This is a genomic window from Bacillus sp. EA-CB0995, from assembly GCF_055814245.1.
The window spans coordinates 4,359,658-4,373,457 of the sequence record NZ_CP169269.1; the positions used below are offsets into that span (position 1 = coordinate 4,359,658).

The window sequence follows — 13,800 nt, forward strand, 5'->3', positions numbered from 1 at the left end:
TTACGGGCAGTTTTCTTCCCAGCTCTTCTCCATCCTTTACTGCCCGTTAATGCGGGGTAAACTGTATACGTCATTATATAATGAATACATGTCGATATCTACACTAAATGACCAATTTGGTTTTATGTTCAATAATAAAAATTATGTATGAAATGTAATAAAAAAGCAACCAATCCGTATTTTACACGGCGGTTGCCTTTCTCATTACATATTAATTTGAACTTCAACACCAAAATGATCCGATATTACATTTCGGTTCACATCATTAAAAATCACTCGAGAAGAAACAACCTGCACAGGCTGATTACTTAAAATGAGATCGATGCGTAAATTCTTCTTGTTGTCATCCCAACCAGCAATCTTTCCTTGCACAGTTGTTCCTTCGTCTTTTCCTCCTGCTAATTCATACGTGTCGTATAGACCATTTTTCATGAGATAGTTATACCCCTCATTCTGTATGCGTGCATTGTTGTTGAAGTCACCCATTAAGAACGACAACTCATTATTATCTACATGACTCAATAAATGATCTACTTGCTTCTTAAACGGCTCTTCTTCATCAATCCACCAGCCAAGATGACAAGAATAAATTGTCACCGGCTGATTATTATAGGAAACTGTTGCACTTACAATTTTTCGTGTTTTCCAGTATGTTGTATCTGTACTGTCTGATATGAAAAACGAATCGCTCTTTGTAATGGAATGCTTTGTCAAAATTGCCAAGCCTTCTTCATACACCTCATACCCAATATGAGCAAAGTCCCATACAACATCATATTTTGCGGCTCCTAGCTCTTCTAACTCCGCTTGTAATAAGCGTACAAAATTATCTTCTTTCATGTTACCGCATACATTTCTTGCCGTAATCGACTGACTTACCTCTTGCAGCGCAATAACGTCATAGTCATTTTCTTGAATTGTTTTTGCTAAATAATGAATCTTTGCAAGTTGCTCTTCTTCTTGCCATGAATGACAATTTAAAGTTAATAATTTCATTTGTTATGCACCTAAAATGTCTTGAATGTCTGACTTTAATACGTCAGCTTTTGGACCGTAAACAGCTTGTACACCTTTATCTTTTACTATTAACCCAAGTGCCCCGTTTTTCTTCCACTTTGCTTCTGGTGCAACGACATCTAAATCTTTTACTGTTACACGTAAACGTGTCATACAAGCATCTACATCCGCAATATTACCTTTTCCGCCTAATAGCTCAATAACCGCCGTTGCTAATGAACCTTCTTTTACATTTGCTGCTACTTCTTCAGTCTCATCTTCATTATCAATATAGTTACCCGCACGTCCTGGTGTTGGTATGTTAAACTTTTTAATTAAGAAGTTGAAGATTGTAAAGTTTAATCCAAAGAATATAACTGATACAACAACAAAGTTGATAAGATCTCCTATTAATCCTGCCTTTATAATCATTGGTGTACGAGTTAATAACTCAATAAAACCAAACGCATGAATACGTAGGTGAATTACATCTGCTAATGCGAATGCCAAACCTGTTGTAATTGCATACACAACATATAATACTGGTGCGATGAACATGAACATAAACTCAATTGGCTCTGTTACCCCTGTTAAGAATACAGCTAATGCTGCAGATAAGAACATTGGTTTATATTTATGACGCTTTTCTTTGTCTACGTTGCGGTACATCGCAAATGCGATACCGATTAATGATGCTGTGGAACCGATAACTTGTCCTACCTTAAAACGTGCTGGAACCACATTATTTAATAAATCATGATATGCTTTCGTATCACCATTAGCTAGTAAGTTATTTAAGTCTGTAATCCATGCAAGCCATAATGGGTCTTGACCAGCTACTACTTGTCCTGCCTTGGTACCTGTTAATATTGTGTACGTGCCGCCAAGCTCTGTATAGTTCATTGGAATCGTTAACATATGATGCAATCCAAATGGTAATAATAAACGTTCTAGTGTTCCATATACAAATGGTGCCACAACTGGCGCGCTATCCTTTGAAGCTGCAATCCAACGCCCAAATTCATTTAATCCGCTTTGAATGAACGGCCATACTAACGATAAAATAATAGCAGTGATTGTAGAACCAACAATTACTACGAATGGTACAAAACGTTTTCCATTAAAGAACGCTAATGCTTGTGGTAATTTATTATAGTTATAATATTTATTGTATAGAGTAGCTCCTAAAAAACCTGAAATAATACCTACGAATACTCCCATGTTAAGTGCCGGTGCACCAAGAACAGAAGTAAAGTAATCTTTAACAAGTAAATTTCCCGCTAAAAAGGAAGAAACTTTCGCTTTTGAATCCGCTAACATTACAGCGTTTACACCAAAAATTGCTCCTGTAATTCGGTTTGTTAATATGAATGCTAGCAAGGCTGCGAACGCACCGCCTGCACGATCCTTCGCCCAAGATCCCCCAATTGCTACAGCGAATAAAATATTTAAGTTTCCAATAATTCCCCAACCGATATCTTCCATAACTCTAGCAATCATGTGCACTGCAGATATATCACCCGCAGACATACCGATTAGTTTACCAATGGAAATCATTAAACCAGCAGCTGGCATAACTGCAACTACTACTAGCAAAGCTTTCCCAAACTTTTGCCAAAAATCAAAAGATGCAAGCTTCTTCATTTCTTTGTTCCTCCTTTTTCCAAATTACAATCCCTCATGTATAAATAATAATTGCTTATCCCCTTACGAAAACATTTTTTACGCAATCGTTTTCATAAATTTAATTTTAATAAAAACGTTTTCATATTACAATAACAATTTTATAGAAAATACAAATTTTTATGAGAAAAGATGCTGTATGAGCATCTTTCCTCCATTAAGAAATATAATACACCCTTGTTTCATAAGGCTTTAAAGTTATAGTTGTAACTACATCATGTTCTTCTACTTCGTAGTTATTTAAAAGCAAACGTTTGCATTCTAGGTTGAATGCAAACTCATCATATACAGCTTCACTCTTTGATAAATTGCTAATTACAATAACTTTTTTATTATTTAACGTACGCGTATACGCATAAATTTGTGGGTCATCTTCTAAAAGTAAATCGTACGTTCCATAAGTAAACACTTCATGCTCTTTTTTCAATGCAATCATCTTTTTATAGAAATTTAAAATGGAATTTGAATCTGCTTGCTGCACCTCTACATTAATTTCTTTATAATTTGGATTCATTCCAAACCAAGGCGTGCTTGTTGTAAAACCGGCATTTTCTACACTATTCCATTGCATCGGTGTCCGTGAATTATCACGACAAGATGCCCAAATAATCTCCATAATTTCTTGGTGAGGTATACCCTCTTCAATCTTTTGACGATATAAGTTCTTAATTGCTACATCATCATAATCTTCAATATGTGGGAACTGGACATTTGTCATTCCAATTTCTTGGCCTTGGTAAATAAACGGCGTACCATGCATAAAGAAATACATTGCACCTAAAGCTGTTGCACTTTCGCGCCAATACTGTTTATCATCCCCCCAAGTAGAAACAATACGAGGTTTATCATGATTTTCAATATACAGCGCATTCCAACCTTTATTTTCCAATCCTTTTTGCCACTTCGTTAAAACTTTTTTAAGCCCTGTAACATCAAGTTCTTTTTTCTTTTCTGCATCCCATAAGCTTAAATGCTCAAATTGGAATACCATATTAAACTTTCCTTGTTCTTCTCCAACCCAAAGCTCAGCATCTTCAATTTTCACACCATTTGCTTCGCCAACAGTCATAATATCATAATTTGAAAACGTTTTCGTTTTTAACTCTTCTAAAAGCGGCTGAATACCATCAACATTCATATGTTTATCAAAAGAAGGCACATACTTTACTCCTTTTGGATTTGGCATGTCTTTAAACCCTTCTTCTTTTTTAATATGACTAATCGCATCAACACGGAAGCCGTCAATTCCTTTATCAAGCCACCAATTGACAGTATCATATAACGCCGCACGTACCTCTTCATTTTCCCAGTTTAAATCTGGTTGCCTACGTGAAAACAGGTGTAAATAATATTGATCTGTTGCTTCATCATATTCCCAAACAGAGCCGTTAAAAATACTTTCCCAGTTATTTGGCTCTTTCCCATTTTTTCCGTCATGCCAAATATACCAATCACGTTTCGGATTATCTTTAGAAGAACGCGATTCAATAAACCACGGATGTTCATCACTTGTATGATTAATAACTAAATCTATAATGAGCCGCATTCCACGCTTATGAACCTCGTCTAATAACTGATCAAAATCAGCCATTGTACCGAATTCATCCATAATAGCTTGATAATCACTAATGTCGTAACCATTATCGTCATTTGGTGATTTATACATTGGGCAAATCCAAATCACATCAATACCCAGTTCTTTTAAATAATCTAATTTTGAAATAATGCCTTGCAGATCTCCAATACCATCGCCATTTGAATCCATAAAGCTGCGCGGATAAATTTGATAAGCTACCGCTTCTTTCCACCACGTTTTATTCATAATTCCTTCTCTCCTTTTGCATGGATTAATGCAAACGTTTTCGTAACACTATCATAACAAAATACAAAGAATTTGTAACGATAATTTTTTACATTCTTATTAAAACATCCAATTAAAAAACAATATTCATCGTTAACCTATATGTATGATTAGTCTTAAACAAAGTGAAACTTTTACTAGTGATTTATAAACTCCTCTACACGAGATTCCGTTTGTTAGTACAGTAATATACAAATTTTTTATATTTGATAACATAAAAAAGCCCTTTATAAATATATAAAGAGCTTTAATAATATAAAATCTGAAAAGGAAAATTAACATAATAATCCATTTTTTATATATTGTAATATTAACCTTGTACTTCCCTATCATCTATTATTTTGTTTTTACACAGAGATTTCTTCAAAATAAATGGGATCATGTATTGTAATTTTTTTATCTAGGACCGTGACAATACAATCATTTTTTAGTTGCTTTAACACTCCACTAACCGTTTCACGTGATGTCCCAGATATTTTAGAAATTTCAATCGTTGTAAGAGGGCATGAAATTATAATTTCTTCTCCCTCTTGTTCTCCTAAATCATTCATCAAATAACATAATGTTTGAATGACACGATCTTGCGCATTTGGAATTGTGATATTTTGGATACGTCTTTCATTTACCTTCAATATAGAAGATAACTCCTGAACAATATACATGAGCTGTTTTCGATCTGATTTCACCATGTCCTCAAAAATAGAAGTGGGGATATAGTACACATCAACATCTGTCATTGCTATAGCTGTATAATTATATGACTTATCTGTAAACATTCCACTGCAAGGAAAGATAGAGAACCGCTTTATGTAATCTTCATATAATAAATTTCCGCTTTGATTGACTCGCTCCAATTTTACAAATCCATCTAGCATAAGATATATTCTTTCTCTTGAATCACCTTCTAAAAATAAAAATTGCCCTTTTTTGTAGGTTCGCCAATAGACAAGCTCTGCTAGGCTTTTTAATTTCTTATCTGATAGATCAGCAAATAATTCAAATTGCTTTAAGTCTTCAACTATATTTCGTCTTTGCATGAAACGTTCTCTCTCTTTCTATAAAGTGAAACTTCTATCAGTTAGGGATTCTTCATCGTCCACCTATTTTTTCGCTTCTCTTTGAATCTTGAGGTGAGGGTTCCCACGAATAATGGGATAAATTATAAAGTAACATAAAGAAAGCGCCTTCAAAAATTATTCTATCATAATAAAACACTGAATTTTCCCTTTATGAATGAATACTTTATGAACTTCCTCTATATTTGTACATAAAAAGAATGAAGCATGTCACTTCATTCTTTTTATGTACAAATATTTATAGATCTTACTTGGAAATGATGGTACCAGCATTCTCTTCTAATGCTTCATATACTTTTTCTAATGAAGTAATAATCGTTTTTCGTTTTGGGTTTGTATTAACAAAATGAATAGCTGCTTGAATTTTTGGAAGCATGCTGCCTGCTGCAAATTGGTTATCTTGTATATATTGTTCTAGTTCGTCAACTGTAACATTCTCTAATTTCTTTTGATTTGGTTTATTAAAGTTTATATATACATGATCAACAGCAGTTAAAATAACAAGAATATCAGCATCTACTAATTCAGCTAATTTTTGAGCTGCAAAATCTTTATCTATAACAGCCTCAGTTCCTTTTAATCCATCGTCCGAATCTATAACTGGAATTCCGCCTCCTCCAACAGCAATGACAATATCCCCGTCCTCCACTAATGCATTAATTACTTTATGTTCATGAATACTCACTGGTTTTGGTGATGGTACAACTCGCCGCCATCCACGCCCGGAATCTTCTTTAAATGTAGCTCTTGTTGTCTCCATTAATTTTCGTGCTTCTTCTTCCGTATAAAAGGGACCAATTGGTTTTGTTGGATTTTTGAACGCCTCATCCTTTTCATCTACTACAACCCGAGTTATAACCGTTACTACATCTTTTTCTATATTGCGCTTTTTCAAAGCCTTTTCAATTGCATTTTCCATCCAATATCCAATCATCCCTTGACTCATTGCACCGCAAGTATCTAATGGCATTGCGGGGGTTTTTTCCGTTTCCGCTGCTTTTTGCTGCAATAAGATGTTACCTACTTGCGGACCATTCCCATGTGCTATAACAACATCTACATTATTTTCCATAATTTTAACTAATTGTTCTGCCGTTCTTTCCAAAGCTTCCTGTTGTGCTTGTGCAGTAGCATCCCCAGATTGTATTGCGTTTCCTCCCAATGCAACAACGATTTTTTTCTTTTCATCTTTCAACCCTCCAATTCCTTTTCAAAAGAGTTTTTAAAGAGTAATACTACCTGTAGCCAATTGATAAATTGCAAACAGTGCTAAAGCTCCAATGACTATCGAGGAGACAAGCTCGACACGAGTAAATATTTGTTTTGGACTTGTTTGCTTTTGAACTTTGTAAAAGATAAAAATTCCTGGTGCATACAGTATCATAGTCAGCAATAAATAATCTAAACCTGCTGCATAAACTAACCAAATCGCATACATACTCGCAACTAAACCAATTACGATATTTTTTGTTCGATCGTTCTGTTCAGACTGCAAACTATACTTAAATTGATAGAATGCTGAAAAAGCATAAGGAATTAAAATTGCAGAGGAAGCGAGAGAAAATGCAAAATGATAAGCTTGATCTGAAACAACAAATGTCAACAAGAAAACTTGAATCAGACCATTTGTTAACCATAATGAATTAACAGGAGCTTTATTTTTATTTTCCTTCGCAAACCATTTTGGAAATACGCCGTCTTTAGCAGCCAAATAAGGAATTTCAGATGCTAGTAACGTCCATCCTAACCAAGCACCTAATACAGAAATAATTAAACCTAAATTAATAAAGATAGCTCCCCATTTTCCGACAATGCTTTCAAATACATATGCCATTGCTGGACTTTTCAAATTTGCAACATCAGCCTGCTTCATAATCCCTAAAGATAATAGTGTCAGGAGAATGTAAATAATGAGAGTCCCTATTAATCCAATAACAGTTGCTTTCCCGACATCACTTCGACTTTTTGCACGACTCGATAAGACTACAGCTCCTTCTACTCCAATAAATACCCAAAGCGTTACAAGCATTGTACTCTTAACTTGACTTCCTACATCCGCCCAAGAAAAAGTAGCACTTTGTCCCCAGAATCCATCTAAGAAAATATCAATATGAAAAGCAAATATCCCTACAACAATAAATACAAAGACAGGTACTAACTTTGCTATTGTCGTTACTAAATTTACAAGTGCTGCTGATTGTACACCGCGTAAAATCAACATATGAACACACCATAGTAATATACTTGCTCCAATAATTGATGCTACATTTTGCCCCCCTTCAAAAACTGGAAAAAAATAACCTAGTGAAGCAAATAATAACGTACCGTAAGCTACATTTCCGAGCCAAGCGGATAGCCAGTATCCCCAAGCACTATTAAACCCCATAAAATTACCAAATCCAGCTTTTGCATAACTAAAAATTCCACCATCTAGATCTGGCCTTTTAACTGTTAAGTTTTGAAACGCTAATCCAAGTGAAACCATTCCGATACCTGTTATAATCCAACCAATAATAATTGCACCTGCACCTGCACCCTTTGCCATATCACTTGCTAGGTTAAATGCTCCGCCTCCGATCATGGAGCCTACCACAAGAGCGGTCAAAGTAAACAGTCCTAATTTCTTTTCTTCACCCATTACACTCACCTCTCTTTTATCAGATAGGAATAAACAACAGTAGTGAATGATTGTATATAAAGTGAAACTTCCATCAGTGGGGATTTGTCCATCCCTCACTGGCAGAAAGCTCTCACCAATAGCTGGATAAAGAAGGAGGAATCTCCTCCTTCTTTATTCCATATCTCCTAAAGTAGCTGCCATAACCGCTTTAATTGTATGCATTCTATTTTCCGCTTGATCAAATACTTTTGAATGCTTACTGCGGAATACTTCATCACTTACTTCCATTTCTTTTATGCCGTATTTTTCATATATTTCCTCTCCATACATTGTTTCCGCGTCATGAAACGCAGGTAAACAATGTAAGAAAATCATATTTTCATTCCCGGTCTTTTCAATCATTTTCATATTTACTTGATATGGTTTAAGAAGTTCAATACGTTCAGCAAATTTATCTTCTTCTCCCATAGATACCCATACATCTGTATAGATAACATCTGCACCTGCAACAGCTTCTTCCACGTTGCTCGTTACGATTACCCGGTCACTATATTTTTTAGCAGTATCAATGATTTCCTGTGCTGGGAATAATGATTCTGGAGTACAAATGCGTACTTCCATTCCTACCATCGAACCGCCAACTAACAAGCTATTCGCCACATTGTTACGTCCATCTCCGACGTAGACGAGCTTAACATCCTTTAATTTTCCGAGGTGTTCTTTTATTGTTAACAAATCTGCAAGTGTTTGTGTTGGATGCCACATGTCTGTTAAGCCATTCCATACTGGTACACCTGAATTGTTTGCTAGAGATTCTACTGTTGCATGTGCAAATCCACGGAACTCAATACCGTCAAACATACGTCCTAAAACTCTCGCTGTATCTTCAACAGATTCTTTTTTCCAAGCTGAATATCATTTTTACCTAGGTATTCAGGATTTGCGCCTAAATCCGTGCACGCTACCGTAAATGCACAACGTGTACGAGTTGAAGTTTTTTCAAATAAAAGGGCAACATTTTTGCCTTCTAAATAATGATGTGGGATACCATGTTTCTTTTTCTCTTTTAATTCTGCCGCTAAATCAATAAGATATAACAATTCTTCTTCTGTAAAATCTTTTTCAGCAAGAAAACTTCTTCCTTTTAAGTTTGGTTTTGTCATCATCATCATCATCATTCATCCCTACTTTCTCCTGTATTTATCCTAGATATCTTTTCGAACAATCGGCATACTCATGCAACGTGGACCCCCACGGCCGCGAGACAATTCCGAGCTTAATACTTCAACAACCTCTACACCATGTTCACGTAATAAAGCATTTGATACATAGTTGCGATCATATGTAACAACTACTCCCGGTGCAATTGCTAATGTATTAGATCCATCGTTCCATTGTTCACGAGCAGAAGCAATCGCATCTCCTCCTCCGCAAGGAATAAGAACCAATTCACTCAAACCTAATACTTCTTTTAAAGCCTGAGTTAAAGAAGTACGATGTGTGATTTTGAGAACTTCTTCACTCTCTCCTTTTTCCAAAATATAAATATTCATATTTCCTTTTGGACCTTGAATAGCTGGATGAATTGTAAATTTATCATAATCAACCATTGTAAATACTGTATCTAAATGCATAAATGCACGACATTTTGGAATCTCTATTGCTAGTACTTTCTTAATCTTATTTTGACGACTAAATAAATTTTTCGCCAAGCGTTCAATCGCTTTAGCCGATGATCTAGCAGATACGCCAATCGCAATTGTTTCTTCATTTAAGATAAGCTCGTCGCCGCCTTCAATTGGAAACTTATAATCACGATCTAACCAAACTGGTACATTGTGACTCGCAAAGCGTGGATGATGTTTAATGATATATTCCATAAACAATGATTCACGTCTCCGTGCTGGTTCTCTCATTTTGTTAATTGTTAAACCGCCACCTATACTAGCTGCTGGGTCACGAGTAAAATATAAATTTGGCATTGGATCTAAATAAAATGGGTAATGATCTTCCATTAATTCATACAGGTGGGTTTTTTTACTAGTTTCAATTTCGTTTTTACGTACGCCCCCCATAATTTTCTCAATCATTTCTTCATTTGAAAAGGAAAGTAAATATTCTTTTAAAGTCTGATATGCACCATTTACGTCAGCCTGTCCTTCTTTTAAAATACGATCAACAAATTCTTCACGAAGTTTTTTATCAACTAACGCCTCAGCTGCTAGTTTTTCTAAATAAAGAACTTCAACACCCCGATTGCGTAATGTTTGCGCAAAATAATCATGTTCTTTTTGAATAATTGGTAAATATGGAATATCGTCAAATAATAATTGTTGCAAATAATCTGGCGTTAAGTTTTCCACTTCTTTACCAGGACGTTTTAGTAAAACCGTTTGTAATTCTCCAATTTCTGAAGTAACATGTATCGGATGCTTCATTTGTTGTACCTCCTTTTAAATTCATTTGATGTCTTACAATTACATAATAAACAGAATGCACATATCGCTTTGTGAAAACGCCAACAATACTAGGTGAAATATTTCACAAATTATTTTGTAAAAAGTATAGCTAATCGTATTTTTATAAGATACTTCATCTCATAATTAAATAACTAGCTTTATATTATGTATATTAAATGTATAATAGCGTCCTATTTTATGTTAAAAATTTTTATTTCATATTAGCGGAAAGTAATTGTTCTACCTCAAAATTCAGCAAACACAAAGAAGTTAAATTAGGAAAATCCCGATTGATGAGAACTCATAATTAATAACAATAAAACCGCTCCATTAATTAAAATTTTACTGTTTCATTTTATAAAAATAAAAAAGACTGTTCTAATTTGCATTAGAAACAGCCTTCTCATTTACATAATCAAATTCAATCTACCTTTTAGAATCTCCCTATCTGCTTTTGATCGAGAAATTACAAGACATGTATCATTCCCACATATACATCCTATTTTTTCTTTCCAGTCTAAAGAATCAAATAAAACACCGATAATATGAGCATTTCCAGGCAGAGTTTTTATAATAATCAGTTGTTCTATATAATCGATTTTTACAACAACCTCTCTTATTTTTTTCTTTAGCTGTATATCTGCTCGCTGGTTCTCTTCTGTAAAAATCTTATATATTACCAGCCCTTTTGAAGAGGCTACCTTTACTAAATTTAATTCATGAATATCTCGAGAAATAGTTGCTTGTGTAACAAATACATCACGGTGCTCTAACAACTCTACCAATTTTTCTTGTGTATCTATTTCATTCTCTCTCACCAATTGTTTAATTAGTTGTTGTCTTTTCTCTTTTTTCATGAAAGACACTCCTTCTAATATTATAGCTTTATTATATCTTGCTATAATTTCCTTCTGAAAGAGACAAAGATAAATGTTGCGGAAACGTTCATATTTTTACTTTTTATAACAATTTTTTCTATAATTTATAAAAAAGAGAGCCAATTATATTGGCTCCCATTGAAATCGCTGCTGCTAATCCAAGCCCTACTATTTTTTTTATATCAATTAATCTCCTTTTAACTTTTCTATTCAACTTTATTTCAAAAAAATATTTTTATAGTTTTCGTTTTCTTTAACTACAGCAGTAACCTGTTCTTTTTTGATGGCCTTCCTGCCTAATTTCATTCTATCCAACAAAAAGCGCAATCACTATCGAGTTACATTCCAATAACATTGCACTTCTGTAAGCAAGATATGACCATCATAATGTCTTTCGTTTTCCTCAAAGCATTCCACCGCTTACAAAAAAATAAAAAGGAAGAATGATACATCGCTCTTCCTTCTATATGTTGTTATCTATATTTTTTATCATAAATAGATATATCAATTTTTAAAATAAATAATTAAATTTTGAAGTAAATACTTATTTCTCTCAATGACACTGTGTAATATACGACCAGTTATAATCCCCTTAAATTTTTAACGAAAAATAAAGGAATATGACAATTTATGACTAATTACCAAGAACAAGGTATTTTTATACACCTGGATTTCATTGGAGGGAGATGCATGATACAGGTTCAAAATCTGACAAAATCTTTTGGTTCTTTAAGCGTGCTCAAAAACGTCAATTTACACGTGCAAGAAAAAGAAGTTGTCGTCTTAATTGGTGCAAGCGGTTCAGGGAAAAGTACATTACTGCGTTGCTTAAATTTCTTAGAGCTGTATGATGATGGAGAAATTTCGATACAGGGTGAACAAATCCATCCAAAACGTACAAATCTAAACAAAGTTCGAGAAGATGTCGGCATGGTTTTTCAACATTTTAATTTATTTCCTCATATGACCTCACTAGAAAACATCATTGAAGCTCCTATTCACGTCAAGAAGTTAGACAAAACAAAAGCAACAAGCATTGCCTACGAATTGTTAGGAAAAGTCGGATTGCAAGATAAGGCTAACGTAACACCCGATCTTTTATCAGGTGGCCAAAAACAACGAGTTGCTATTGCAAGAGCACTCGCAATGAATCCGAAAATTATGCTATTTGACGAACCTACCTCAGCTCTCGATCCTGAACTCGTCGGAGAAGTACTACAAGTTATGAAAGACCTCGCAAAAGAAGGTATGACGATGATTATCGTCACGCATGAAATGGGATTTGCCCGTGATGTAGCTGACCGCATCATTTTTATGGATGACGGACAAATCGTAGAGGATGCACCTCCAGAACAGTTTTTCACCGCTCCGTCAAATAAACGCGCACAGCAATTTTTACGAAACATTATATAAACATTGGAGGAGTCTTTATGAAACGACATATGCTTAAAGTAATAGCAGCGATTGCATTATGTGCTTCTTTAGTATTAAGTGCCTGTAGTAAAGAAAGTAGCACTACATCAGCAGATGGAAAGCAAGAATTTCGCTATGCAATGAGTGGTTTATATAAGCCGTTTAACTATAAAGAAAACGGCAAGCTTGTCGGCTTTGACGTCGAAATTGGTGAGGCACTTGCTAAAAAAATGAATATGAAGGCTGTTCCTGTAACAAATCCTTGGGAAACACTCATACAAGGTCTGCAAGCAAAAAAATATGATGTAATTCTAGGAAGTATGGCCATTACAGAAGATCGTCTCAAAGCAGTTAATTTTACGAATCCATATTATCGCTCTGGGGCACAAATTTTCGTTACAAAAAATAACACATCAATCTCCTCCGCTGAAGATTTAAAAGGGAAAAAAGTAGGTGTCGTAAAAGCAAGTACATTCAAAACACTTGTTGCCAAGCAGACAGATCAAATTACAGAATACGATAGCGACATTACAGCTCTTATGGATTTAGAACCAGGACGAATTGATGCTGTTGTCACAGATCAAATGGTAGGTCTTCGTATGATGAAAGAAGGAAAATCAAATATAAAAGATGCTGGTAAACCATTATCTCTTGATGAAATGGCCATTGCAGTTCGCAAAGATGATAAAGAATTAATGGAAAAATTAAATAAAGCATTAGATGAAATCATTCAAGATGGTACGTATGAAAAAATCAGTAAAAAGTGGTTTGGTCGTAACATTCTAGGTGAGAAAGCAGAATAGATTTTTTGTGC

At 34.7% G+C, this 13,800-nt stretch carries 10 protein-coding genes and 2 pseudogenes; 3 read left to right on the forward strand and 9 right to left on the reverse strand.

The features are described 5' to 3' along the window. Positions 1 to 204 precede the first annotated feature (204 nt). The 9 genes and pseudogenes from ACEWFJ_RS22375 to argR form a co-directional block, all read right to left on the reverse strand. The gene (locus ACEWFJ_RS22375; protein ID WP_473689963.1) at positions 205 to 996 is read right to left on the reverse strand and encodes an endonuclease/exonuclease/phosphatase family protein; all 792 of its coding nucleotides are present in this window, start codon (positions 994 to 996) and stop codon (positions 205 to 207) included. 3 nt (positions 997 to 999) lie between these two features. Next, positions 1,000 to 2,640, reverse strand: coding sequence for a PTS transporter subunit IIBC (locus tag ACEWFJ_RS22380; protein WP_473689964.1), 1,641 nt, complete (start codon positions 2,638 to 2,640; stop codon positions 1,000 to 1,002). Between the two features lie 196 nt (positions 2,641 to 2,836). Beyond that, entirely contained in the window at positions 2,837 to 4,501 is a 1,665-nt protein-coding gene (locus ACEWFJ_RS22385; RefSeq protein ID WP_473689965.1) for a glycoside hydrolase family 13 protein, read from the reverse strand. Between the two features lie 386 nt (positions 4,502 to 4,887). After that, complete coding sequence (locus tag ACEWFJ_RS22390) at positions 4,888 to 5,577, reverse strand: Crp/Fnr family transcriptional regulator (RefSeq protein WP_098309133.1); 690 nt, start codon at positions 5,575 to 5,577, stop codon at positions 4,888 to 4,890. A gap of 286 nt (positions 5,578 to 5,863) precedes the next feature. Continuing rightward, positions 5,864 to 6,811, reverse strand: coding sequence for a carbamate kinase (gene arcC / locus ACEWFJ_RS22395; RefSeq protein ID WP_473689966.1), 948 nt, complete (start codon positions 6,809 to 6,811; stop codon positions 5,864 to 5,866). A gap of 27 nt (positions 6,812 to 6,838) precedes the next feature. Then, on the reverse strand, positions 6,839 to 8,254 hold the full coding sequence (gene arcD, locus ACEWFJ_RS22400) for an arginine-ornithine antiporter (RefSeq protein ID WP_473689967.1): 1,416 nt from the start codon (positions 8,252 to 8,254) through the stop codon (positions 6,839 to 6,841). Between the two features lie 153 nt (positions 8,255 to 8,407). Next, positions 8,408 to 9,405: pseudogene (argF, locus tag ACEWFJ_RS22405) on the reverse strand (ornithine carbamoyltransferase). A gap of 36 nt (positions 9,406 to 9,441) precedes the next feature. Further along, the gene (gene arcA / locus ACEWFJ_RS22410; RefSeq protein WP_473689968.1) at positions 9,442 to 10,674 is read right to left on the reverse strand and encodes an arginine deiminase; all 1,233 of its coding nucleotides are present in this window, start codon (positions 10,672 to 10,674) and stop codon (positions 9,442 to 9,444) included. A 428-nt stretch (positions 10,675 to 11,102) separates the two neighbouring features. Beyond that, positions 11,103 to 11,552 carry an arginine repressor gene (argR, locus tag ACEWFJ_RS22415; protein ID WP_473689969.1) on the reverse strand — a complete coding sequence of 150 codons (450 nt, stop codon included), beginning with the start codon at positions 11,550 to 11,552 and terminating at the stop codon, positions 11,103 to 11,105. Positions 11,553 to 11,941: 389 nt separating this feature from the next. Here argR and ACEWFJ_RS22420 point away from each other — a divergent pair. From ACEWFJ_RS22420 to ACEWFJ_RS22430, 3 genes and pseudogenes are all read left to right on the forward strand, one after another. After that, positions 11,942 to 12,007: pseudogene (locus tag ACEWFJ_RS22420) on the forward strand (BBE domain-containing protein); the annotation flags it as partial. A 256-nt stretch (positions 12,008 to 12,263) separates the two neighbouring features. Then, the gene (locus tag ACEWFJ_RS22425) at positions 12,264 to 12,986 is read left to right on the forward strand and encodes an amino acid ABC transporter ATP-binding protein (protein ID WP_098309138.1); all 723 of its coding nucleotides are present in this window, start codon (positions 12,264 to 12,266) and stop codon (positions 12,984 to 12,986) included. 17 nt (positions 12,987 to 13,003) lie between these two features. After that, positions 13,004 to 13,789 carry an ABC transporter substrate-binding protein gene (locus ACEWFJ_RS22430; protein ID WP_473689970.1) on the forward strand — a complete coding sequence of 262 codons (786 nt, stop codon included), beginning with the start codon at positions 13,004 to 13,006 and terminating at the stop codon, positions 13,787 to 13,789. Positions 13,790 to 13,800: the final 11 nt, after the last annotated feature.